This is a genomic window from Thalassoroseus sp. (genome assembly GCF_984380535.1).
Map to the genome: position 1 here is coordinate 116,292 of NZ_CFHRBF010000002.1, position 24,736 is coordinate 141,027.

Below are 24,736 nucleotides of genomic sequence, written 5' to 3' on the forward strand. Positions count from 1 at the left end.
CCTGATGACGCGGATTTATCTGGATAACGCAGCGACGAGTTTCCCGAAACCCGAAGCGGTCTACGCGGCCGTCGAACGGTATCAGCGGGACATCGGTGTGGCGGTCGGTCGTGGTGCGACACGGATGGGCAGCGAAGTCCAGCGGACCGTGCGATCCGCGCGGAAGCGTCTTGCGGAACTCTGGGGAGCGGAATCGCCCGACCGGATTATCTTCACCAGCAACGGCACGGATAGCTTGAATCTCGCGATTCACGGGATGCTGGAACCCGGTGATCATGTCGTGAGTTCGGTGATGGAACACAATTCCGTGCTGCGTCCACTCGCTTGGTTGCAGGAACATCGGGGAGTTGCAGTGACGTTTGTCGCCGCTGATTCGGTCGGTCGCATCAACCCAAAGGACGTGCAAGACGCAATCCGCCCCGAGACCAGACTGCTCGCACTCACACATGCCTCGAATGTCACCGGCACGCTGCAACCACTCGCGGACTTTTGTGAAATCGCAAATCAGTCAGGGATTCCACTCCTGATCGATGCTGCCCAAACCGCGGGTGCAGTTCCGATTGATCTTGGGAAAATGCCCATCGATCTCTTGGCCTGTCCCGGTCACAAAGCACTTTTGGGACCACTCGGCACAGGTGTGTTGTACATCAAACCGGGCATTGAGGAGAAACTCCGAACCATTCGGCAGGGCGGGACGGGGTCAGTCAGTGAGTTGCAGTCCCAACCGGATACGCTGCCCGATAAATACGAATCGGGTAACCACAATGCGCCCGGATTATTTGGACTCGAAGCCGGTTTAAAGTTCCTGCAGGACGAAACAATTCCCAAAGTCCAGCAGCACGAGCAAAATTTGACTGCACAATTGCTTGAGGGCTTTCGTCGGATTGATGGTCTCTCGATTCACGGTCCCAACGATCCGGAACGACAGATCGGCATTGTCAGCGTATCGGTGGACGGCTTCGAGCCCCAGATTTTTTCCGGCATTCTGGATGAAAGTTTCCAAATTCAAACGCGAGCCGGTTTGCACTGTGCCCCCGGTGTACACCGTCATCTCGGAACCATGGAAAATGGCGGAACCGTGCGGTTTAGCGTGGGAGCATTGACAAATTCCGAGCAAATCGAAGCTGCCATCTCCGCATTGACGGAGATTCTGGACGCGTCGTAAGCTGTTAGTGCTAGAGCAGTTTGCTTTTGATCATCGTGACTTCTCTCTCGCGGAAGTCGGAGAACAAAAGTATCATCATGTTCACAGTGAACACTGTAGACCGTAAGACAGTCTCGAACGACATCCGCTCGACGAATAACTGGGTTCAATATGGATTCCAAAGACCGGTGGATTTGGCCATTCGAACTTCTCGAACAGATCGGCGAAGGCGGTATGGGAGTGGTCTACCGCGCGCGATACGTGGTCAATGATCGCATCCTGGCCGTCAAACTGCTGCCCAAAGACGTCCAAGACGAGCAAGCTCTCGCTCGGTTCGAACGAGAACTCGAAATCCTCAAGAATTTGAAGCACAAACATATCGTGCGTTGCTTCGGCGGAGCCTGCGAGAACAAACGCCGGTTTTACGCAATGGAACTTGTCGAAGGGGGGGCACTGGATGACCTGCTCCGTCAGGAGCGACGTTTGCCCTGGAATCAGGTCGTCGAATTCGGCCAACAAATGGCCTCTGCGTTGGCTTACGCCCATGAACACCAAGTCGTGCATCGCGATGTCAAACCTGGCAACTTTTTGATCACCAAGAACGGACGACTCAAACTCAGCGACTTCGGTCTGGCAACTGTCGCGGCAGCGCGGAAAATCACCTCTGCCGGAAAGACGATGGGCACGTTTCATTACATGGCTCCCGAGCAAATTCGTGGGCAGACCATGACAGGGCAGGTCGATATTTACGCCCTGGGTTGTGTCTTTTACGAATTGCTGACCGGGCGTCCGCCGTTCGAGGCTGACACTCCCGCCGCGATTCTCCACAAACACATTCAGGACGAACCCCAGCCCGTACGCGTTCTCAATCCCGACTGCCCGGAAGCGCTTGCGAAACTCGTCCACGAAATGTTGCAGAAGCAGCCTGGCGATCGCCCTTCAAGTGCCGCTGCGGTCCATCGGCGATTGGAAGAGATCTCGTCAATTGTGATTGTCGACACCAAACGACGAGTCAGCGATATCCGCGTCGGAAATCAGCCGGTTGGCGGCCCGATGGAGTCGTTGCGTAATCGGGAGCTCGACGACACCAAGACCGTTGCAACTCCAGAAACTGAAGCGGATATTCCCTCGCACACATCGAATTGGTCGGCTCCGGTGGCTGTCGGGATTGTCGCTGTTGTCGTCATTTGGCTCCTCTCTCTCTTCGAGCCATTACCGCCTTCCGAAGCGGCGGAAGAACTTTGGATTAACGCGTTTCAATCCGGACGCACGGAGGAAGTCCGAGTGGAGGCGGCTGCCGCACTTGGGGTACTCTCGGCAACATCCGACAAGGCGACTGATGTGTTGATCACGGCGCTCGAAGGAGTTGAATCCGAACCGACAGCGGTTCGTGTTGCCATCGTCGATGCAATCGGCAAAGTCGGCTACGCAGCTCGCGGCGAGACTGGAAGTCTACGGAAACTGCAAAAAGCAGACCCGGAAGAACCGGTGCGGATACATGCCGCCGAGGCGATCACACAGATCAACGCTGCGACAGAACCCGGTCGCCCTTGGACCAGCTACGCGAAATGGTTTGTCGGTCTGGCGGCAGCGGTTTTTATCGGTTTCAATTTTTGGCAGAACCGCTAGAGCGGTTTACTGTCTAGGTCGGTCTGCGATTTCCTGGTGGAACGTTGTCCCCGGTAAACTTTCCGGTGCGTGTTTGCGACGTTGGTACCCAGCCGGCGGTATTTGCGAAGCTCTCGTAGCTGACTGGTGCAACATGATCGTATGACTTGCCAGTCTTGCGTTCATATGCGACATCAGGCAGAGAGAGCAATGCCTCGAACTCCATCTCCTGAGGAAATTCCCTCGGCTCGTTTAACACCAGATGATAGAACTCCCGACCGTTCGCAACAACGACACACCGTGAGTACAGGAAACCGTCTGCTGAGATGTAGTCGTCACCGTCATCCGGGTCGAGTTCTCCTTCATAACAGGCACGACAATGTTCCCGAGTATCGAGTGCGTGTAGTTTCTCCGAAAGGATGTCGTCGAACTGGAAAATCGACTCTTCATCGAGTCGGGCCAGGGCCGCATAAGCCGGTTCCAAGACGGCGTCATCGTCACCGGTTTGATCCCAATCAAAACTCTCTATGATGTCCCAAAAGCTGTTTTCGTCCATTGACAGATCCAGTACGCAAAAGCGGAACGTTAGACGAGCCAACTCCTAGACCATATTACGGTCTTCTGTGTCCGTGAAAGACGCTAAAAACCCTTTGTATTTCGGTCTCCACGAGACGGAAACCGCTACGGTCAAAAGTAAACTGCCCTAGTAAGAGCGTCGCGGCTCACGATTTGTACTGGTCGGTAAATCGCAGTGTGATCCACGACACATCAACTCACTCTCGCATCATGCCCTCAAAAGTCAAGATTCAACCTACTTCGCGAGTGCTCCGGTGTTGTTGATATGGTTTTGCCAACGGTCGATGGCAGAGCTCCGTTCTTGCTTGGAATTGACGAGCGGACGGTAACCATAATCGCGGCCCCCGGAGAGCGTCTTTGCCCAGTAGAATGCGAGTTCTCTGACGACGAGATTGTCATGATCAAGCCACTCCACCAATTGCTTGGCGACAGCCGGGTCGGTTGCTTCGGCTGGTCGGTACCCCCATAGCAAGCGATAGATCGTAGCGGGCGTTTCGCCGAAGAAGTAGTTTTTCATCTCGGCTAGCATCAATTCCCCTTGCGTGGAATTGAGAGCCAACCAATTTCGCAAGCCGTTCTCTGTGGCTTGACGTGCTTCCTCGGGAAGATTGGTCTTCGCCAGAATGGCGACCATTTCCGGCATGGCCTCCATCGAGTCTAGACATCGCACTCCCCACTCTGCGACCTGAAACGGAGTTTGCTCCGGGGCCTGCTGGACGAGTTGACTGAGCTTCAACTTCATCGGCTGTCCGGCGACGAATTCCTGCTCGAACGTATTTGCCAACCGTTCCAGGGTGGTGGTTTGACGGGGACGATTGATGCTAAGACGTTCGGGAATGCGGTCCAACGGGCGGAACGTGACAGCGACCGGTTTCGACTCGCCGGCGGATTCGTCGGTGGCCATCGGAACCAACAGGGGATCGACTCGCAAATCTTGACCGGCTTCGACTTCCAACGCCACCATCCCCAGAGAATTGACCGCCACACGACCAGTTTGCACGCGGAACAAACCTTCCCAGTCGTCACTATCTAAGATTTGATTTGGCGCGGACGGTTCTCTCGGAACCAAGTGCAACAAGCAACGGCTGCCGGGATCGAGCAATTTCACAACCAACACCGAATCACGAACGTGAATGGCAATTGTTTGGGGATCGGCGGATTCGTCGGGTCGCTCCAAACTGACGACACCCCGGCGGACTTCGACGCCCATCGGTGTGTTGTCTGTCGGTGCTAACATTCGAGCTAGTGTGCCACCTTCAAACTCGACGCGATACCGTCCGCTAGCCACACGAATCGAAGAAGTGAATGGTACTGGTGTGATCAACTGCTGATCGACTTTCACTTGGTTATCCCGAGCAACCGGGGACCAGTCGTTCTCCTGGGGATTGAACGCTAGCAAAATGCCCTTCGCGGAATCGTAGACCATCTCTGGCAACTTCAAGACCGGCGTATCGGCTTTTGGCGGTGGTTCGGCTGCGGTGGCGGGTGGGGTGGTGTTCACGGCAACTTCGTCACCGGGTGGCTGGGTCGATTCCATAGCCGTCGACTCGGTTGCATTAGGATTCGGCACATTCACCGTCACTGCGACTTCGGTATCGGCCGGCGGCTCCGGATTCAATGGAATACTGTCAGCGGTCTCCGTGGTGGTCGTCGTTGACTCGTTCGTTTGAGTCGTACCCGTTCCCTGTTCCGCGTTCGAGGGCTTCACAGTTTGCGATGCGGAATTCTTCGTCGTGTCTTTTGGGAGTTCTGTTGGCGTCTCATTTTGGGCGACTTCCGGCGACGTGGTCTGCGTGCTGTTGAAAGTGGGATCGTAAACGATCAGCAGCAACCACGCCAAAATCACCGCGACAACTCCCGCAGGAACCAACGCCCGCTTCCAACCCGGAGTGGGTTGCAGTTGCGTCGGCAAATGTGATGCGGCTGTCGCTTGAGCCGTATTCGCGGCTCCTGGTTCTGTTCGCAGAATCGATTGGCCACTTTTCGGCGTTCCGTCGCTCGATGCTGACGCCGGATGACCGGCCACCGATTGGTTGCCTCCTGCCCTTGCATTCGTCGCTTCCGCCGGCGGTGTCATTCCGGAAATCAATGCGTATAGACGCTCTTTATTCCCCTCGGTGGCGTGCTTGGGGTCAGCGAGGACCTGCGTCATGATTTGATGACATGCAGCCACTTCCGCCAAGTGCACATCAGATTCCAAACACTTCGCCTCGACTTCGTTGACCGCCTGGGGCGACAGCGAATTGTCGAGGTAATCAGACACCATGTTGGCGTCCGGGCCGAGAGGCGGTGCCATCAACCGACGTCGACGCATCACGTTCTTGATGCGGTTCATCAAATCAGAAGCAACTTTCAATTCCGCAATTTTTGCCCCTAGCGCTTTCGCTTCGGCGGGTTGCAAAACGTCGTCGAGGTAAGCCAACAGCGTTCGCAGCGTCAAACGTAACATCGAAATTCACTCCCCAAGGAAATACCACTCTCTATTTCTATAAGTGGAGATCCGCGGGGGAGTTCGTACAAGTTTTTGGCAGAAATTCGAAATGAACCAGAAATTCTGCGTGGCTAGCCGACGTTTCCCGACCACTTGGTAAAGGAGAACCCACGATGAAAAGTGAATTAAATCTCGTTACCTATGTGGCTGCGTTGGTTGCGATTTATCTGGGAAGCTACTTCGCACTCTCGAAAACTCAATACATCGAGGTTCCTTCGCGTCCCGACAATCCATGGATCGTGCGGATCTATCCTTGCCAGTGGATGACAAGGTTCTATCGACCCGCCAGCAATGTGGAGGGTTTGGCACGCGACACGTTCGTGTTACCGTCGAACTAGCCGAAGCTTTTCGTCTCTGTAACCGATCTATGTCGCGTCGTCCTCACTGGCGATTACGCCTTTGTAGAGTTTGCGTTCGAGACGATTCACATACGGGGTCCAGTTGGAACCGGCGTTCGGGTCGTCTTCGATCGACCGCGAGAACTCGTGAACTTTCGCGTCGAGATTGTCGAGATAGTGCAGGGCGATGGCCTCGGGCGTCATCGGCAATTTCGCGCTGCCGAACTCAGGTCGACCGTGATGGCTGAGAATCATGTGTTTCAGCCGCATCGCAGTTTCGGTCGGGAACTCGTCGCCGGTCAACCGCTCGGCCTCGGCAATTTTTGCGTTCAACATCTCGACACCGATCATCAAGTGGCCCAAAAGTTGGCCCTCGTCGGTATATGTCAAAGACGCATCGTAGCCCAACTCACGAACTTTGCCGACATCGTGGAGGAAGATTCCGCACAACAGCAGTTCGAGATTGATGCTCGGGTATAAATCCCCAATTCGCGTGGCGACTTCGAGCATATTGACGACATGTTCCAGCAACCCGCCGTGATATGCATGATGCGCACGAATTCCCGCCGGTGCCCGAGTGAAGCCCTGCAAGAATGCATCGTCGATCAGAAAACATTCCATCAGCGTTCGCAGCGACGGATCTTCCAAACCGAGTAGAATCTCTTTGAGTCGCCCGAGTAGGGCATCCACCGCGACCGAAGCACCGGGATGGAAGTCGTCCGGGTCCAGGCCGTCTGTCGAAACCGAACGTACGTCGGTGACGATCATCTGTAGCGATCCCTGGTACGATTGCACCTTCCCTTTGACCCGCACGAAATCCCCGGTTTGGAAGTTCGCGGTGGACTCTTCAGTGACGTTCCACATCAACCCGCTCAGGGTGCCGGTCTTATCGCGGAGCGTAGCAAGCAAATATAGATTGGCGTTCCGGTTCGCTCGGAGTTGCTTGTCCGCGAGGAAGTACACTTCGTCGACGGAATCACCATCTTTGAGTTCGTTCAGAAATTGACGTGACATCGGCAAATCGCTTTGGTGGCTCAACCACGTAGGGTTCGAGTGGCTCTTAAAGTAGGTCGGTGGAACTTGATCGACGGTCGTCAACGAAGCCCAACCGAGTCGCGCGAAACGGCCATCCTAGGATCGCATCACGCGAACAGCAAGGGTGTCGGAAGTGTGAAGAGTGACGAGTGAAGGCAGTGGGAGGGGAAATCTGTACTGTGGTGCGAGTTAATCCTGCAGACCAAACAAGTCTTCGAGGTCGCTGACCTGTTTCATTTCAGCGTGACGTTTGGCCTCGGCTTGCGTGGCGAGCATGTCGGAAACTTCTTGGTTGATCCACGCAAACGTGCTGCGTTTCAAAATTTTTGCGACTTGCGGGCGATTCGGATCGTCTTGGGGAGCGTTGTTGAGAAACGCAAAGGCGGCTTCCACTTCCACCCGCGGTTCATCCCCCATCACTAAATGGTGGAGCACTTCTCGCAGCACATGCTTAGTACGCGGACGCATTCCAATGATCTCAAATGCCTTGGCCCGCACGTCCGCCGACTTCGCGGTTCGTGCCAACAGCACCAATGTGCGTGCTTCCTCTTGATCGCTTTGCTCATCGAGTAACTGTTTAACAGAAACCTTGCGAACGCCGTCCATCCGTGCGTGTGTCATCACCACCGATTCCGAATCGCCGAACGACCGGATACGCTGAATCGCACGCAAACATGCCGCCAAGACTTTCGAGTCGTCCCTGGTGTAACATCTGCGCAGCAGCGGTAACGTGTAAACTGGAAACTCGGGAATTCGATCGACCAGTTCTGCGATGTGCGCGCCCGCGAGATCATGTCGAAGTGCATAGCCAAGCGCATTGGCGAGTTCCGCGTCGTCTCCCAATTCCCATAAAATTGCAGAAGCCCGCTTGCGAACTCGCCAATCGTCATCGAGCAATGCATTAGCAAGAATTTCGGCACAATTGGTACTCGCATCCGGACGCATCCGCCGGAGCATTTCGAGTTTCTCCGACGTAGTCGCGACTTCGAACCTCCGCCGATCGGCACCGGTTGCGATCATACTACGATTCGGAATCATCTCGGCAAGTGGCGGTTCCGGGGGATAGCGTTCGGTCTTGTCCACCAACATTCGATGGACCTCGGGCGCATGTCGCAGGACATCATCGAAACCGGCAAGCAGAGTTTGGGAATCGGTTTCTTCGGCCAGCTTGTGCAGCAACTCATTCATCGAAATGACGGGTGGCGCGTCCTCTCCAATCAGCACATTCATGTCCCAGGCGGCCACCGCACGGTGAAACGCCCGTTTCCCAATCGGGCTCCGTTGTTTTCGCGCACGCTCCCACAACTTCTTCGCGATCCGCCGCCGCTGTGCAGCATTCGGTTCTTGGGCATTCCGGCCAAATGGATCAGAGAGCTTGGCACTCGCCAGAGCTTCAAGTGTTAAGGCAAATCGCACCTCGATCACGGGATCGATCCAAGTTATCAACAGCTGACCTGATAATCGCGAGTCCGCCAGTCGATGGAGATCAAATTCATTGATGGATTTCTGATCCGCTAACTCACGTATCGCTCGGAGCTGAGCGATGCGGTGTTTCTCAAGAAAGATATCACGATCCCAAGCCTTAACGGCTCGCTCGAGTGCCTTAAAAACTGAGTCGGTAATCTTGACTGTTCGTTGCCCAGAGCCACGAGACGATTCAAGTACGTATGTCTTGGGGGCTGATAGCAGGGAAATTCGCCGCCAGTCAAATCTCACCTGCCTTAAACGGAAGGCGATCCGTTTCCGTTTAGATCCCTCTCGATTGCCTAGCCACTCAATTTCCTTCTCGGCCATCTTTTCGAGTGCCAATGCACACTCCACAAGAAAACGTTCGTCATAGCCGTGTTTCTCATCGAAGAATTCGATCAGTCTCCAAATCACGGCTTCCTTAACAGTTTCAAGTTCTCCCAACTTGGCCAGCCCGTCTGTTCCTTGCACATAACCGTAGGCGATGACGAAGTCTTGAATGTCGTACTGCTTCAGGTCACGGGGCAAGTGGTCGAGTTGTTTCGCTGCTTCCTGCTTAGGTGGGTCAGCGGCGTAGAGCGATCGTCCTGCCAGAAGGGAGAGGAACAGAATGAAGATTCGGAACTTATGTGCTGGATATGATAAACTCAACTCAATTGTCCCGCAGACGAGACCTGTCTAGATGTGTAGGAACAGCATATCAATTCAAAGTTTTCTCGTCGAATGTTTTCCGACAACACGTCGAGTTTCATTCGGTTGCGGTGTGATGGGAACCGCGTCATGCTGAGGCTCCGAATTTGCGAAGAACATTCACACGTCGAGGAGAACGGCGATGCGGTTGGGTTTGATGTTGATGGCGTTCTGCCTCGGGTTGATTGTGTCCAATACCGTGCATGGTGACGGACCGAAGGACAATCACCCCGACAATGTGCGAGCCGTCCCACCAGTCGGGATTGAGCTGGATGATGCCGACAAGCAAAAACTTCTTGGCCTGTTGAAACCCATCGAAGACGGGATTGTGAGGCTGCAAAAAGCCCACAAACAGCCGACAACGATCGAGTTGTTGCCGGATGTCGAGATCTTCACTCGGGCCGTTCGTGGAGCGATCGAGCATCAAGAATTCTACTCGAAGAACGACGTCAAACACGCCGAAGAGTTGCTCGCAATCGCGGCGGACCGACTGGAGAAACTTGCCGCCGGAACCGCCCCATGGACCCAGGAAACAGGTCTGGTTGTGCGTGGGTTTCGTTCGAAACTCGACGACACCGTACAACCTTACGGACTCGTTGTGCCCGAGTCGTTCGCCGCCCAACCGCAGACGCCGCATCGGTGTGATATTTGGTTGCACGGACGCGGAGAACGGTCTCTGGAAAATCAATTTCTTTGGCAGCGTCTCCACAATGCTGGGCAATACACACCGGAAAAAACCTTTGTGTTGCATCCTTACGGACGTTACTCAAATGCGTTCAAGTTTGCGGGTGAAATCGATGTGCTCGAAGCGCTTGCGCATGTTCAAGCCAACTACCCGATCGATGCCGACCGTGTCGGGATGCGTGGGTTTTCGATGGGCGGAGCAGGGTGTTGGCAACTCGCGGTGCATTACGCCGACCTCTGGTTCGCCGCCAATCCCGGAGCAGGATTCAGCGAAACGCCGTTGTTCTTGAAGTCCTTTCAGCAGGAAACGCTCCGACCGAAGCCATGGGAACAAACACTCTGGCAATGGTACGATTGCCCTGTTTACGCCGACAATCTTCTTCAGTGCCCGACGATAGCTTACAGCGGTGAGAACGACATCCAAAAGCAAGCGGCCGATGTGATGGAAGTGGCACTTGAGCAGGTTGGCATTGATCTCGTGCACGTCATCGGTCCGAAAGCCGGCCATCAAATTCATCCTGAAGCGAAGGCAATCATCTCCGAAAAATGGGCGAGTTTGGCAGACGCCGGACGCAACCGTTTTCCGAATCGCATCCGATTCACCACACCGACACTCCGCTATAACCGCATGCATTGGTTCACGGTTGACGCGCTCGAAGAACATTGGCGACCAGCTCACGTCACCGCCGAAATTGTCGGGCAAACCGTCAACGTGAATTTGAAAAACGTCGCTGCATTTACAATCGACTTCCCCGCCGGTCACGCACCATTTGCGATCGACAAACCGGTGCAGGTCAAAGTTGGCCGATGGGTGATGATGCAACATGCAAAATCAGACCGCTCGTGGAAGTTCTCGCTGAGTCAAACAGGCGGAACCTGGAAACTCGCCTCAGACGAGCCACCAGCGTTGCGGAAACGTCACGGGTTACAGGGCCCGATCGACGATGCGTTTATGGATTCCTTCATCTTCGTCAAACCGACCGGCAAAGCCGCACACGCAGCCGTTGGCACGTGGGTGGATCGCGAGATGACCCGAGCCGTCCAGGAATGGCGACGACAATTCCGCGGCGACGTGCGAATTGTCAACGACACGGATCTCACACAAGAACATTTGAAGTCGCATCACTTGGTACTTTGGGGAGACCCGTCATCGAACAAAGTGATTGCGGAACTTATTGGGGAGTTGCCCATCGAATGGGATCACAACACACTCGCCACCCCAAGCATGGCGTTCGCACCGGACAAGCAATTGCCGGTGATGATTTACCCGAACCCGTTCAACCCCGCGCGATACGTGGTGCTCAACAGCGGACCGACGTATCGTGAGTACGCCTACCTCAACAATGCCCGCCAAGTTCCCATGTTGCCGGACTGGGCTATCGTCGATGTCACCGGTTCACAGCCGGAAGAATGGCCGACCTCGCGGTGGCCGGGACAAATCTTGCAAGCCGGTTTCTTCGACGAAAACTGGCGATTCAAAGCGTCCGAAGACTAAACCGTTCAATATGCAATATGCACGACGGCGTCGCCTTGGTGCACAAGCGGGTTGTTGACGTGCCCGATGATCAAACCAGATTCATTGGCTGTCACAACCGACTCGCCAGCGCCGAAGGCGTCGCCGATCGAGCCGAGTCGTTGTTTCTTGACAACTTCATCGCCGAGTTTCACTTCGAGTCGCAAAATCCCGCTACGCTTGGCTCGCGTCCATTTACTCCGAGAAAAGATCCGAACGGCGGGTGGCTTCTTACGAGGCGGAACAATCATACCCAACGACCCCAATGCCCGAAGCACCCCCTTGATGCCGACTGAAATTGCTTCGGCATCGAACCGCAACGGCTCGCCGGCTTCGTAAACCAAGACCGGAATCCCCAAGCTATTGGCAGCTTCACGCAGGGAACCGTCGCGAGTGTTGGTGTCCAAAATCACGGGGGCACCGAACGATTCGGCGAACTCCTGAGTGGCCTCCTGCTGTAAGTCCGCCCGCAATTGCGGCAAGTTCGTACGATGATTGGAACCGGTATGCAAGTCGATGCCGTGGGTGCAATGCTGCACGATCTCCGTCATGAACAAATTCGCCAAGCGACCGGCCATCGAACCTTTCGATGTACCCGGAAACGAGCGATTCAAATCACGACGATCCGGTAGATATCGCGACTGGCTAATGAAACCAAACACGTTGACAATCGGCGTGGCAATCACGCTTCCCGTCAGTTTTTTGGGATCAAGTTTTTGTAGAACCTGGCGAATAATTTCGACGCCGTTGAGTTCATCGCCGTGAACAGCCGCACTCAACCACACTCGCGGGCCATTTTGTGTGCCGTGCAGCACTTCGACGGGTAACTCCAACCACGCTTCAGTTACCAGCCGCGAAACCGGGATATCGAACCGCATCCGCGTACCGGCAGGGATGGTTTGCTGGCCAATTTTCAGTGGTGTTAATGTCGGTTCCAGGAGTTTTCCTCATGCACTTTCTCACTCCCCGTCTCGGCAAACCACACGATTGGCGGCCGAAGAGTACGGGGAGTGTCATCAAGAACAGAGACTTTGATTAGCCCACTCCGAGTCCTTTATCAAACGTGTTCAAGTCACGCATGAAGATCGACAGACTGGAATGCAGCGTGTCGCGATCGATCGTCCACACAGGGTTTTCACTAGTATAACGGTTGCAATGATCAACCATTAACCGATACAGAAATTTGAACAAATGCCGAGGCACACGGAAACGTGCAAAAATGCCGATTAGCTCTTCGCGGGTAATCGTGTCATCGAAGAAGTCCCCCACGGTCGGTTGCTTCGTGGCATTCGGAGCTGCACAGGCTCGAATACGGTCGGTCGCTACATCGTACAACGATTCCCCGGTCCATTCGAGCGATTGAATCAGATTCAATTTGTCCAACCGCGATTTTTCGTAGAAGCCGGCTTCTTCCCGTCCCAAGTAATGCACAACTTCCGCGGGCAACAATAGTTTGAATCCAATGTTCGCATGGCGGAGGAATTTGTTATCGAACATTGGCCAGATAAGATCCCGCATACGTTCGGGAGCACCATTGATGAGGTGCGGTTCATCCACGCGGTCCACCAACACCATCACTCCGCCGTAACCCAGCGTGTCGAGAATCGAACGGAACTTCGAAAGCAGTTCGTAGCGATCGTCGCTCCGATCCTTCGTTGGCATTCGTTGGCCTTCGATGTCGCGGAAGTCGAACTTGCTGAGGATGCGTCGCAAGGTGTTCGGTTGGTGATCGAACACGCGAATTTGACGACTCGCCTGCCAAGCCGCTTTCATCATGAAGAATTGCCGTCGCAAAAACGGCAACCACCCCAGAAAGATGACAAGCAACGACCAGATGCTGAAAATGGAAAGAAAGTCCCAATTCACAGTCACAATGATCATGGTTAGCAGGGTAACAAACCAGCCCAACCAGAGATCCCACTTCGAGGTCCACGTGTGGGTGCTCAACCAAGATTGATAATCGAGCTTGTGTCGCAGCTCATTCCAGCGACGATCGGGGGCTTGGTCGTACGTGTTGTTATAGAACGCCGCGAGCAACAGCAAATCACGCCGTTGGCTGGGCGAAAGTTGCTCGACGTCTTCCACCGTCAGTTCGGCGTCAGGGTGCACGCCTTTTTTCTCGGCTTCCAAGACCGTACGCACAAGCCGCTTCACGCCAAGCGACAAAATGGCATCCATATGATCGTAAAGTCGCCAATAGGTGAGTGCTCGCTCGGGTTTCCGCCGCCGACCACGTAGTCTTTCGCGGAAGTTATCCAGAAATGGGTTGAAGTCGTCGTACTGAATCACGAAGACTTTCGACTTCGGCGACTTCTCGTTGAATTGACGGATCTGATCGACAATTTGCAACCGCAACGCCGTTTTGCCGCTGCCTTTTTCGCCAAAGACGACGGACGTCGCTGGTTGTCCCGGTGTGCCGAGAATCTTGTCCCAGGCAGGGTGGTGAGTGCCGTTTAAACAATGTTCGCGGAACACATGGTCGGACTGGGCATCTTCCTGACCGAAGGGATTCTCGGCGATTCCATGATGTTCGAGTAACTCCTTGACCTTCATAGCGTCCTTCCCGATTGAAACCGTCGATCACAGATGGCGCCTTCGACTTATAACGAATCAATTGCGGAAAGTTAAGCATGCTGCACAAGGAAGGGTAATCCTTTTAACCGATGCGACCACCGTGTTGCGAACTGTTGACGTTCGCGACAGAATAGGGCTTTTGTGCCCAAAATTCCGAACAGAGAAACCAACCTTATGTCACAAGATTCGTCACTTCACCCGCTCGAAATCAGCTGCGAAGCCGTGCAGGAGAAGCTCACCAACGGCGACGATTTCCTGCTGGTCGATTGTCGAGAACAAGCTGAATATGACACGGTACACATCGAACCGGCTGTGCTACTGCCAATGAGCGAGATCCAACAACGTCTGGGTGAGTTGGAATCACAAAAGGACAAGGACATTGTGATCCACTGTCACCACGGCGGAAGAAGCATGCAAGTCACCGCGTGGCTCACGCAGCAGGGGTTCCCGAGCGTCAAAAGCATGGCGGGCGGCATTGACCGTTGGGCGGAAGTCATCGATCCGGCGTTGCCACGTTATTGATCGGCCCGCTCAATTGACTGAAGGTCAAGCATTCTGCGGCAAAACTTGTCCACAAACGCTACGCTGGTTTCGACACTCAGCGAGACAGACACCATTGTTGGTACGAATACAATCGCAGCGGTGATCGCGGTCGGGGAACCGATTGCGACGCATTCAACGACAATCCCACAAAGAGCGGAGAACGTCCCCCAGAAGCACCCGCCGACGATGCCGGCGAAGAATGGGAGAGTCCATTGGACAACGCTCTCACGCAGCGCGGTATCAATCGTCTTGCTTCGTTATAGATCGGAGAAAAGATTCTCAAGGCTAAACGCAAGGAAGGCAAAGAACCCGATCAAAGGAAACGTTGTCGGTTCCAATGTCGGTGCAAAAATGAATAGGAGAGCATGGACAATCCCATAAATAGAGAGATGTCCTGCTGCAATGTATCGCATGAATGCACCAACGCAAAAACGCCGAACTGGATCACTGCCCAGTCGGCGTTTTAAGTTTGATTGGTGTTATCGAGCCGTTTTGCTTAAGCCGATGCACATTCGCCGCCGGTTTCGGCGAGCGAGGTTTTCTTTTCGGTGATGACCGGCGTTTGTGGGGCGAGTTCCGCGTTCAAAGCGGTGTAGTCGGTCCACTCTTCCGGAAGGTTGTCTTCGTGGAAAATCGCTTCGACTGGGCATTCTGGCACGCAGGCTTCGCAGTCGATGCATTCATCCGGATGGATGTAGAGCATCGATTCGCCTTCGTAGAAGCACTCCACGGGGCACACGACGACGCAGTCGGTGTACTTACAATTGAAGCAGGGTTCGGCAACAACGTGAGTCATGTTAGTTCCTTCAGAAAGTTGGTGAGAACGCTGATCTCGAGATGACTTCGAAATGACGAACAGCCCCGGAGGTGAAACGGGGCTCCTGCAATAGTGATCGACCTCATTCGACGAAGTGTCGAATCAATTTCGGACCTGCCCGCAGGAATTTTCGCAAATCTTAGACCCGATGGAAGCACTTGTCAAGCACCACTTTACCGAATGATCACTCCTCCAAGACGGGATTGGCCCGCAACCTGTCGGCGACTTAGGTCCGGTTTGGTAATATGATGGTATATTGAGGACTTAGGTCAGCCGAAACTGCACCATTTTCCGGATGGCCCTAAACACAACTTGTCGCCGCTTTCGGGCGCAAGTACAGTAGTTCCAATGGAGGGATGAATTGATCTGCACCTTATGACTTACACCTCGCGACTGAGGCGTTCCAAAGGGTTGACCTGTGGCTCTGTCCGAAAACGACCGCAAGCTGCTGCAGCGTTGTCTGGCTAACGATCCAGAGGCGTGGAAGGAGTTTATCGACCAGCACTACGGATTGTTCGTTCATGTCATTCAACACGTCGCCCACTCCCATAGTGTGCGAATGGGGCCTGAGGAGATCGACGATCTGTGCTCTGAGGTTTTTCTCCAGATCGTCGCCAACAATGCCGCCGTGCTTCAGCAGTTCCGAGGACGAAGTTCGCTTCAAACTTATCTGACCGTGATAGTTCGACGAATTGTGGTGCACGAAGTCAATCGTCGACACCGTTCCGAGTCCCCAAACGCCAGCCAGAATGGCAATCATTCCGTGGGTTCGACAGGTTCGAACTCCGCCCCTGGCAGCCGACTCGAAAACCAAGAGGAAGTCCAACGACTGCTCTCGGAACTTTCACCGGAAGAAGCCCGTATCGTGCAATTGCACTACCTGGAAGGCAAAACCTACCAGGAAATCAGTCAAACGCTTGGCGTGCCGTACAACTCCCTCGGGCCGATCCTCACCCGCGCTCGCGAACGCATGCGAGGCAACTTGGGTTAACCGCTTGATCGAAGTCACCATGTTTGAATGGTTGAAGCTAGTCGAATGAAGGCCGTTATCGATCGGCTGATGCGGGCAGGGTCAGCAACAGAATTTCTCGAACAGTCCGATTGGCTCAACGGATGTTCTCCTGAGGTACTAGAAGAACATTACGCACGATTCTCTGAGAAGTTTGCGCGATTACTACAACCGGTGACCAACGAGTTAGGCGACCCCAATTTTTCAACTCCACGAGACCAGGAGTGGTTCAAGAACTGGTATCCCGAAGCGTATGTCGCTGCTGCTTGGGAACTCGACAGCGGCTGGTTATGCCTCGCTGCCGAACATCAAGATGATGAATTACCGATCGGTTTGGTGCTTCGATCTCTGACAGTTCAGGAACGAGAAGAACTGGCTGAATGATTTCGACACGCTTGGCCTTGTTGTAAGTTTCGTGAGTTTCTTGACGCTCTTTCTCGGCAGGTCTACACTCGACCGCTGGGAGTCACTGTTCACACACGGGTCGGGATTACGTCGTGGAAATTGTTCTCAACGGGGAAACTCGTACAGTGTCTGAGGGGCTCACGTTGGCCGATCTCGTTCGGGAATTGAAGATGCAGCCTCGGTTCGTGGCCATCGAGTGCAACACGGAACTCGTCCCGCGACGGAATCACGCCGAGCATGTCCTCAAACCCGGCGATCGCGTGGAGATTGTGACGCTCGTCGGCGGCGGGTGAATGACTTCGACCAACGCCCATCACGGTTTTCGATTTCGCAGACCATCCTGAATTGACTGGCCTAGATTATGACGACTGCGACCGCGTCGAATTCGGATCAATTCCGTCTCGGTTCTCATGAGTTCTCGTCACGTTTGATCGTGGGAACAGGGAAATACCAGACGTTTGAATTAATGCAAGAATGCCTGGAAGCCAGCGGTGCGGAAGTGATTACCGTGGCGGTTCGTCGTGAGCGTCTGATTGATGCGGAAGGGCGGAACATTCTCGAGTATATCGATCTCGATCGGTACACCATCCTCCCGAACACCGCCGGTTGCTTCAATGCCGATGACGCCGTTCGTGTGGCTCGGTTGGGACGCGAAATTCTCGAAGGCTTGGAAAACCCCGGAGCAGATTGGGTCAAACTCGAAGTGCTCGGCGACACGAAAACCCTGCTGCCGGACCCGGTGGCAACGCTCGAAGCGACCGAAAAACTGGTCGCTGACGGTTTTCAAGTGCTGTGCTACACCAGCGACGACCCGGTCACCGCCGACCGCTTGAAAAAAGCCGGCGCCACTTGCGTGATGCCAGCGGGCAGTCCCATCGGCAGCGGGCAGGGGATTCTCAATCCGAACAACATTCGCATCTGCCTGGAATACCTCAAAGGTGACGACCCGGATTACCCGGTTATCGTCGACGCCGGCGTAGGAACGGCGAGCGATGTCGCCATCGCGATGGAACTCGGTTGCGACGGCGTTTTGCTCAATACCGGTATCGCGGGTGCGAAAGACGCTGCGACAATGGCTGTTGCCATGAAACTAGCGTGCGAAGCCGGTCATCTTGCCTACAAAGCGGGACGGATCCCCAAAAAGCTTTACGCCACTGCCAGCAGCCCCGATGCGGGCAAAATCGTCTAACCTCCTGCCCAAGTTTTTCACCTACTTCCAGAGCGTTTTGTGAACGAAAACGTCCAAGATTCCGATCTCGACCGGCAACCGCCGGAGGCGACAGAGGATCTCAGTATTGCATCTTCCGAGAGCAGGGTCGATCACGCACGAATTCAACGTGCGGTGCGGGAGATTCTCGCAGCGGTTGGGGAAGATCCGGACCGCGAGGGCTTGCTCGACACCCCCGCACGCGTCGCACGAATGTATGCCGAGTTGTTTTCCGGACTACACAGCGACCCGTCTCGGCATTTCCAGAAGGTGTTTCAGGAAGAGTACGACGAACTAGTGCTCGTACGGGACATCTCCTTCAACAGCACCTGCGAGCACCATTTGTTGCCATTCATGGGCACCGCTCATGTGGGGTATATCCCGAAGGGGAAGATCGCTGGCTTGAGTAAACTGGCCCGCGTGGTCGAGGAAATCTCGAAGCGACCGCAGGTGCAAGAACGCATGACGCACCAGATCGCCGACCTGATGAACGATGAACTTGACCCAAAAGGCGTGATCGTCGTTTTGGAAGCCGAACACACCTGCATGACGATCCGAGGCATCCGCAAGCCCGGCAGCTTGACCGTGACGAGTGCGGTGCGAGGGCTGTTTAGGTCGAATCAGTCGAGCCGAGCCGAAGCGATGGCGTTGATCACCGAACACTCCCGCCGTTCATAACGGAAATGGTTGCGACGAGATGATTGCCCAATTCGCCGCTCGATTGATCTTCGGGATGTCCCTCACCTGGGCATTTCTGCCACAGCCAAAAATCTCATCAGGGTTCTTCCGCATCCAAATGCTCGTTGTGCTCGGACTGGCAGTCTTAGGCTGCTTGACCGGCAACGCCCCGAACGCGACACCGATCCTGGTCTCACCATCGCCGTTTTTACCGCTGTTTATCGGAATTGCGGTCCTGGCCTTCTTGGGTTCCGTCTTTTGGACACTAGAACGCCGAGTCGCCGGTCGATGGTTCGGCAATACAATCGCGTTGAGCTCGCTGGCGATTATCGTTGTATTTGTCACCCGTCCGTCGACACCGCTTCTAGAGAATGCCCTCCGGGTCGATTCCGAAGTCGCCACATCTGCGATCCTGGGCGTGACAATGGTAGCGATGTTGCTCGGTCACTGGTATTTGACAGCTCCGACGATGTCCCACGACCCGTTGCGACGGGCGAATCAATTGTTCGCAGTCGCCGTGTTGATGCGATTTGTGATGTCGGCAATCGCACTGGCGATGAACTGGCAGTTGGTCGGCTCTGGCACGACGTTGACTTGGTTGGCACTTCGCTGGATCGCGGGAATCCTGGGACCGGCATTGCTCGCGGTTATGGTTTGGCGGATTCTGAAATACCGCAACACACAGTCCGCGACCGGCGTGCTGTTCGTCGGCGTAATTCTCACCTTCATCGGCGAACTTTCGGCGACGCTACTCACTCGTGAACTCGGCGTGCCGTTCTGATCGCAGAGCGTGTGGATTGATTGCTGACTTCGGGTGCCACTGCAATAAATTGCATCGACATAGCGTCGTGGGTGGCATGCCCATGGCTTTGCGTGGGCATGATTGGACATTTCAACATCGCTGGCCCATGCCCACCCCAAACGGTGGGCATGCCACCCAAGTATAAACTGCATTGTATGTTATGTAATATCGTCTTTAATACATGCAATTTCTTGCACTGGCTTCGCGAGTGCTTTGCAGCTTCGGTGTCAACTTGAGTTCGCACTGGCCAAGCCAGTGGCACCACGATCAATACACTACCCAGGTTCGTTGCTGGGTGTTGACGGGGTTTGGCCACCGGTGCGGAGAATCTGCTCGGCTAACTCAAACGGCGGGCCTTCGACGCCGATTTCCCGGAGCCGAGCGATCGCGGCTTCGATGTCATACTCGTATCGCTTGAATTCAACTCGACCATCTTCAATGACCACGTAGGACGCTCGCGGATCACCATCGCGTGGTTGCCCGATGCTACCCGGGTTGATCAACTGTTTATCGCCGAGATCGAGATGAAACGGCAAATGCGTGTGGCCCACGAAAACGAAGTCGGCTTCGATGTCAGCTAAGCGCTTTCGCCATTGACGTTCGTCCGCTCCCAGGTATTCGTCGAGGGGATCCCGGGGAGTGGCATGCACAAGGAAGTGGGTGTGCCCGTCGAACTGAATATGCTGCTGAACCGGCATTTTCGCCAAGAAAGACAGGCGTTTGGCATCGAGCACGTCCCAATGCTGCGGACGGGTGGCGGCCGCCAAACCACGAAGCCCGGAACCGCCCAACGGCGCAACACGTTGAGCCACCGCATGATCGTGATTGCCCCGAACCCATGCCGTTGCGTTCGCACGAACCCAATCGATGCATTCCACCGGATCGGCTCCGTAGTCGACGATATCTCCTACAACGAAGCAGGCGTCGAATGATTCTTCCAACGCGGAAAGCGCCGGCCAATTGGCGTGGATATCCGCCAATACAAGTAACTTCATAAATTCGCCCGCAGCTCTCCCATAACTGTCCGTCAATACTCTCCGATCAACCGCAGCAGACAATCAGGTCTTTCGACAGGGATGCAGTCACCAAAACCATCAGGGAATTTCCCGAATACGGAGGTTTCGCAAGCGAATTCCGTACCGATGATTCTGAAAGCCGATGTATCCCGGACTCTTCGTGACAATCCCTTCGCGATCGAGCCGATCTTGGTAGTAGCGCCAATCGTTCGACAGCACTTCCGTCCCGTTGATTTTCACCCAAATTCGGGTGTCCTCAACGCGAATCGAAACGTGATTCCATTCCCCGGCGGGAGCGCTAACTGGGCGTTCGCGGGGGATAATTGAGTAAACCGCGCCGGTCTTCATTACCGCCGGGACGCCCTGATAGGATGGATGATCGTCGTCAAGCAGTTGCACTTCCAACCGTTCGCTTTCGGAGAAGTACGTGCCGGTCCGAATGTACACACCACTGTTTCCACGCGAGACAAGATTGTATTCGAATTGAAATTCGAAATTCTCGTAGGGCCGGGCAGAGACCAACCAGCTATCGTCACCGGTATCACTTAGCCGAATTTCGTCGCCCACCGCTATCCACGCGTTGCGATTGCCACCAAATACCGACCAATGCGACATATCGCTGTTGCCGGAAAGCGGCCGAAACCCATCGGCGTCTAAGTACACAAACGGTTGTTGAGGTCCCTCAGACGAAGGATCGGTATCGGCTGCGACTTCCTGCGTCGGTTGTTTCGTGCTCGCGTCCGGTGTATTTGTCGATGGTTTGGTCACCGTCAGTATATTCGCCGGAGCCGTGGGCGAAACCTCAGCGAGTTCGGGGCTGGGCAAAGGCTTGCGTCCAAAGATGATCCATCCGAGCAACAGGCCGAACATGGTCAATACAATGGGGCCACCGATGAATAGCCAATTGATCTCAAGAGACCGCCGAGATCTCGGCGGACGTCTGCCCCGGTTCTTCGGCGGTTTGGGCTTTTGGGAATTGGTCGGTTTCGTCGGGACCGATTCGACCTGGTGATCGAACAGCGACGCCCCTGGAGATTTTGCCGACGCTGGCTTTTTTCGGTCTGGTATGGGGTAGACCGAAGGGTTGTCAGAGATTGTCGGATGCTTGACGGATGACACTTGCGTGGCCGACGTTTTCGCAGTCTCGACGGCAGCAAACGTCACAACGGATTGCTGCCCAGAGTCCGACTTGTTCGACTGCAACCAACTGGTGAGCTGATTGGCCACTTCCTGCATCGAAGCAGGGCGGTCTTTCGGGTCTTTCGCCAGCATTGCACGACACAACGCAGCCAACTGCGGATCAGTATCGGTTCGCAGTTCGCGTAAGTCGGGTGGTGCCACCGAAAGTACTTGTCCCAGGATCGCAGCAATCGAACCTTGAAATGGAATTTCGCCGGTGAGCAACTCGAAGAAGATCACCCCCAGACTGTAAATATCGCTCGCGGGGCCGACTTCTTCCGTTTCACCACGAACTTGTTCGGGCGACATATACGCGGGCGTGCCGATCACCGCACCGGTCTGTGTCAATCGAGCATCATTGGTTTCAAGAAGGGCCAACCCGAAGTCCATCACCACAGGCTGCTTGTTGCGATTGATAAGAATGTTGGCAGGTTTCAAATCTCGATGGACCACGCCCATCCCATGGGCATACTCTAACACCACAGCCAACTTCCGCAGCAAACTCGCGATTTGCCGCTCTGTCAACGATTTCCCGGACTGCATAAGGTCCTGCAGCGACTGCCCGTCGATGTATGCCAATGCAATGTAGGGTTGGCCATCTTGTTCGCCGATGTCGTAGATGCCACACAGGTTTGGATGGTTTAACGTCGCGGCTGCTCGCGCTTCCCGGTAGAACCGTTCCAGGACGGCCGTTTTCCCTTCGGCAATTTTTGGCACCTTGAGCGCAACCGGGCGGTCCAGGGATTCATCGCGTGCTAGATAGACCGTTCCCATGCCACCTTCGCCGAGTTTCCGTTCGATGACATATCGACCGTATCGTTCGGGGGTGCTGGGGGTCGTCGATTTCTTTTGCCGCGGCTTCGCCATTTTGATCAAGCCAACATGGTCGTATTGCGTACAGAGTCAGTTTATCACCGGGGGCGAAAGATGTCAGTCGTTTCCAGGCCGGAAAATTCCGACGGACGAATTCCCGTCCCATGAGGAAAACTTGTGGTCGAACGGAAAAAATCATTGATTGGGTCGGCCCGAATTGCAAGAAATTCTTGGATTGAATTTTTTTCTTCAAGTTCGGCTAGGCACGTTGCTCGGTTCTGGATATAACCCCCCGCGAACCGGACGGACGAGTTGTCTTGCGGGAACAAGCAACCGTCATCAAGGCCGCGTTCAACATCTCTCACTCTCCAATCTGTTGATCTCATCCACTTCACGGATTCGCCAATCCCTGCGGTTTGTCGACGTGCGTTTGCACGACTTCCGACACAACGTCAGCGGATCGAACTCTGAGAAGGAGCCTACGCATGTCTCTGTTTCGTTGTCCGTCCAAGACATATCCCTTAGGGATTGGCGTGACGTTCAGCCTGGTTTTGCCGATGTTCGCGATGATTGCCGGCTGCAATATGGTGCCGCAATCGCAGTTGCGACAGGCTCAATTACGAGCCTTGGAACTCCACGAGCAAAACCAAACCGTCACCGCGCAGTACCAGCAGGCCACATCTCTGGCCGCTGCGGAGTCCGCGAAGAACCAGCAACTCGCTCAGCAAAACGCCGGGTTGCAAGCGCATGCGGCTAGCCTGCAAAACAACATGGCTAGTCTGCAAACGCAAGTTAGTCAGAAGGACCAAGAACTCGCGGATTCGCTGGCTCAATTGCAAAATGTACAAGGCCAACTGCAAACCGCCGAGCAACGGGTGGCGAACTTCCGGTCCGCTCAAGAAGAGCTGGAACGACGAATGGTACAGCTCATCAGCGAGAGCAAACGCTTGCCGAGCCCCTTGTCTGAAGAAGCGTCGCGGCGATTCGAAGAATTGGCGAAAAAGTACCCGAACTTCGAATTCGACCCACTTACCGGCGTGAGCAAATTCCATTCGGATATTCTGTTCTCATCCGGTAGCGCTCAGATCAAACGCTCTGCGGCTCCGCTGCTCGCGGAATTTGCAGAGATCATGAACGAGCCGTCCGCGCAGCGTCTGCATATTCTGATTGTGGGCCACACCGACGACAAACCAATCGCGAAACCGGGGACTCGCCAAGAACACCCCACGAACGGGCACCTCTCGACCAACCGCGGACACTCTGTCCGACTGGCGCTAAACCAGGCCGGTTTGCAAGATCAGCGAATGGGTGTCGCCGGTTACGGGCAACATCAACCGGTCGTCGCGAACCTCGACGAAGACAACCGCCAAGTCAATCGGCGTGTGGAAATCTTCGTGCTCGCTCCCGATGCCGTCGTCGCTGGCTGGGACCCGCTCGACGCACCACTGCGGAATTAACCCCGCACAACTGCTTGCAACGAATATCCAACTCGGAAACCCCAGTGAGTGAACCACTTGCTGGGGTTTCTTCGTGAATATTAGCCGGCGAACTTCAGAATCGTCGCGGAGACTTCCGGCGCCGGGGCGGATTCCGATTCTTCGTCATCCAACTCGCTGACTTCCGATTCCTCGTCGTTGAGTTCTTCGTCATCGACCGGACCGATCAAATTCTCGAGCGATCTGATTCCCTCGCCCGTGATTTGATATCGCACGCCTTCGGAGCGTCCCGCGAGTTGGAATTTCAGAAAGCCCAGCGCGAGCAGCTTGCCGTGCAGTCGGGGCAAGTCGTCCTCGTCAATGCCATCGATCGCCATAATGCGATCCAGCCAGCCTTCGAATTCCGGATCGTCGGCCTTGGCGGTATCGCGGCGTTCCCGATAGGCTGTCAGGACCGTGCGCCAGTCAGTATTTTCCATGAGTTCCTGCCGTTCAAAATCTAGCATGTGGTGGATATCGGCGAACAAACCGCCCACATCCACCTGTGAATCGACCAGCCGTATGACCGTCAGAATCCTTCGTTGAATCGGCAAAAACATTCGAGGTTCTTGAGAACACCTTGAAGTCCCTGATTCTCCGCGGCGGACCGGTTGCATCCACTGGCCGGATTGGTTTAACTGAAGGAACGGATTTTTCTTGAATCAATTGAAA

22 protein-coding genes are annotated in these 24,736 nt (G+C 54.7%); 12 read left to right on the forward strand and 10 right to left on the reverse strand.

The window, feature by feature from the left end:
* Positions 1-4: 4 nt before the first annotated feature.
* Positions 5-1,165: an aminotransferase class V-fold PLP-dependent enzyme gene (locus AC5DDB_RS02845; protein WP_491738161.1), complete on the forward strand. Its 1,161-nt coding sequence runs from the start codon at positions 5-7 to the stop codon at positions 1,163-1,165.
* Positions 1,166-1,315: 150 nt separating this feature from the next.
* Positions 1,316-2,773, forward strand: a complete 1,458-nt coding sequence (locus AC5DDB_RS02850; protein WP_491738162.1) for a protein kinase domain-containing protein — start codon at positions 1,316-1,318, stop codon at positions 2,771-2,773.
* A gap of 13 nt (positions 2,774-2,786) precedes the next feature.
* Here AC5DDB_RS02850 and AC5DDB_RS02855 read toward each other — a convergent pair whose 3' ends face one another.
* Positions 2,787-3,308 carry a DUF4240 domain-containing protein gene (locus tag AC5DDB_RS02855; RefSeq protein WP_491738163.1) on the reverse strand — a complete coding sequence of 174 codons (522 nt, stop codon included), beginning with the start codon at positions 3,306-3,308 and terminating at the stop codon, positions 2,787-2,789.
* A gap of 255 nt (positions 3,309-3,563) precedes the next feature.
* A complete protein-coding gene (locus tag AC5DDB_RS02860; protein ID WP_491738164.1) occupies positions 3,564-5,777 on the reverse strand; it encodes a hypothetical protein in 2,214 nt (737 codons plus the stop codon).
* Between the two features lie 155 nt (positions 5,778-5,932).
* On the opposite strand from AC5DDB_RS02860, the gene AC5DDB_RS02865 reads away from it, so the two are divergent.
* Positions 5,933-6,157 (forward strand): hypothetical protein, encoded by a 225-nt coding sequence (locus tag AC5DDB_RS02865; RefSeq protein ID WP_491738165.1) that lies wholly within the window; start codon positions 5,933-5,935, stop codon positions 6,155-6,157.
* Between the two features lie 27 nt (positions 6,158-6,184).
* On the opposite strand, the gene AC5DDB_RS02870 is transcribed toward AC5DDB_RS02865, so the two are convergent.
* Positions 6,185-7,171: a 3'-5' exoribonuclease YhaM family protein gene (locus tag AC5DDB_RS02870; protein WP_491738166.1), complete on the reverse strand. Its 987-nt coding sequence runs from the start codon at positions 7,169-7,171 to the stop codon at positions 6,185-6,187.
* A gap of 210 nt (positions 7,172-7,381) precedes the next feature.
* Positions 7,382-9,310 carry a hypothetical protein gene (locus AC5DDB_RS02875; RefSeq protein ID WP_491738167.1) on the reverse strand — a complete coding sequence of 643 codons (1,929 nt, stop codon included), beginning with the start codon at positions 9,308-9,310 and terminating at the stop codon, positions 7,382-7,384.
* Between the two features lie 181 nt (positions 9,311-9,491).
* Between AC5DDB_RS02875 and AC5DDB_RS02880 the strand changes: the two genes are divergently transcribed.
* Complete coding sequence (locus AC5DDB_RS02880) at positions 9,492-11,528, forward strand: prolyl oligopeptidase family serine peptidase (RefSeq protein ID WP_491738168.1); 2,037 nt, start codon at positions 9,492-9,494, stop codon at positions 11,526-11,528.
* Positions 11,529-11,533: 5 nt separating this feature from the next.
* On the opposite strand, the gene AC5DDB_RS02885 is transcribed toward AC5DDB_RS02880, so the two are convergent.
* Complete coding sequence (locus AC5DDB_RS02885) at positions 11,534-12,424, reverse strand: succinylglutamate desuccinylase/aspartoacylase family protein (RefSeq protein WP_491738169.1); 891 nt, start codon at positions 12,422-12,424, stop codon at positions 11,534-11,536.
* A 157-nt stretch (positions 12,425-12,581) separates the two neighbouring features.
* Positions 12,582-14,099, reverse strand: a complete 1,518-nt coding sequence (locus tag AC5DDB_RS02890; RefSeq protein WP_491738170.1) for a hypothetical protein — start codon at positions 14,097-14,099, stop codon at positions 12,582-12,584.
* A gap of 195 nt (positions 14,100-14,294) precedes the next feature.
* On the opposite strand from AC5DDB_RS02890, the gene AC5DDB_RS02895 reads away from it, so the two are divergent.
* Complete coding sequence (locus AC5DDB_RS02895) at positions 14,295-14,642, forward strand: rhodanese-like domain-containing protein (protein ID WP_491738171.1); 348 nt, start codon at positions 14,295-14,297, stop codon at positions 14,640-14,642.
* Between the two features lie 517 nt (positions 14,643-15,159).
* Here AC5DDB_RS02895 and AC5DDB_RS02900 read toward each other — a convergent pair.
* Complete coding sequence (locus AC5DDB_RS02900) at positions 15,160-15,459, reverse strand: ferredoxin family protein (RefSeq protein WP_491738172.1); 300 nt, start codon at positions 15,457-15,459, stop codon at positions 15,160-15,162.
* A gap of 439 nt (positions 15,460-15,898) precedes the next feature.
* Between AC5DDB_RS02900 and AC5DDB_RS02905 the strand changes: the two genes are divergently transcribed.
* From AC5DDB_RS02905 to AC5DDB_RS02930, 6 genes are all read left to right on the forward strand, one after another.
* Entirely contained in the window at positions 15,899-16,471 is a 573-nt protein-coding gene (locus tag AC5DDB_RS02905) for an RNA polymerase sigma factor (RefSeq protein ID WP_491738173.1), read from the forward strand.
* Positions 16,472-16,516: 45 nt separating this feature from the next.
* The gene (locus tag AC5DDB_RS02910) at positions 16,517-16,873 is read left to right on the forward strand and encodes a hypothetical protein (protein ID WP_491738174.1); all 357 of its coding nucleotides are present in this window, start codon (positions 16,517-16,519) and stop codon (positions 16,871-16,873) included.
* Between the two features lie 113 nt (positions 16,874-16,986).
* Positions 16,987-17,187, forward strand: coding sequence for a sulfur carrier protein ThiS (gene thiS / locus AC5DDB_RS02915; protein WP_491738175.1), 201 nt, complete (start codon positions 16,987-16,989; stop codon positions 17,185-17,187).
* Positions 17,188-17,255: 68 nt separating this feature from the next.
* Entirely contained in the window at positions 17,256-18,083 is an 828-nt protein-coding gene (locus tag AC5DDB_RS02920; protein ID WP_491738176.1) for a thiazole synthase, read from the forward strand.
* A 39-nt stretch (positions 18,084-18,122) separates the two neighbouring features.
* Positions 18,123-18,779: a GTP cyclohydrolase I FolE gene (folE, locus tag AC5DDB_RS02925; RefSeq protein ID WP_491738177.1), complete on the forward strand. Its 657-nt coding sequence runs from the start codon at positions 18,123-18,125 to the stop codon at positions 18,777-18,779.
* A 19-nt stretch (positions 18,780-18,798) separates the two neighbouring features.
* Positions 18,799-19,560, forward strand: a complete 762-nt coding sequence (locus AC5DDB_RS02930) for a hypothetical protein (RefSeq protein WP_491738178.1) — start codon at positions 18,799-18,801, stop codon at positions 19,558-19,560.
* Between the two features lie 296 nt (positions 19,561-19,856).
* Here the strand turns inward: AC5DDB_RS02930 and AC5DDB_RS02935 are convergent, their stop codons facing one another.
* Positions 19,857-20,576: a metallophosphoesterase family protein gene (locus AC5DDB_RS02935; RefSeq protein ID WP_491738179.1), complete on the reverse strand. Its 720-nt coding sequence runs from the start codon at positions 20,574-20,576 to the stop codon at positions 19,857-19,859.
* A gap of 99 nt (positions 20,577-20,675) precedes the next feature.
* Positions 20,676-22,643, reverse strand: a complete 1,968-nt coding sequence (locus tag AC5DDB_RS02940; protein WP_491738180.1) for a protein kinase domain-containing protein — start codon at positions 22,641-22,643, stop codon at positions 20,676-20,678.
* Positions 22,644-23,074: 431 nt separating this feature from the next.
* On the opposite strand from AC5DDB_RS02940, the gene AC5DDB_RS02945 reads away from it, so the two are divergent.
* Complete coding sequence (locus tag AC5DDB_RS02945) at positions 23,075-24,046, forward strand: OmpA family protein (protein ID WP_491738181.1); 972 nt, start codon at positions 23,075-23,077, stop codon at positions 24,044-24,046.
* An 80-nt stretch (positions 24,047-24,126) separates the two neighbouring features.
* Here AC5DDB_RS02945 and AC5DDB_RS02950 read toward each other — a convergent pair whose 3' ends face one another.
* Positions 24,127-24,624 carry a hypothetical protein gene (locus AC5DDB_RS02950; RefSeq protein ID WP_491738182.1) on the reverse strand — a complete coding sequence of 166 codons (498 nt, stop codon included), beginning with the start codon at positions 24,622-24,624 and terminating at the stop codon, positions 24,127-24,129.
* Positions 24,625-24,736: the final 112 nt, after the last annotated feature.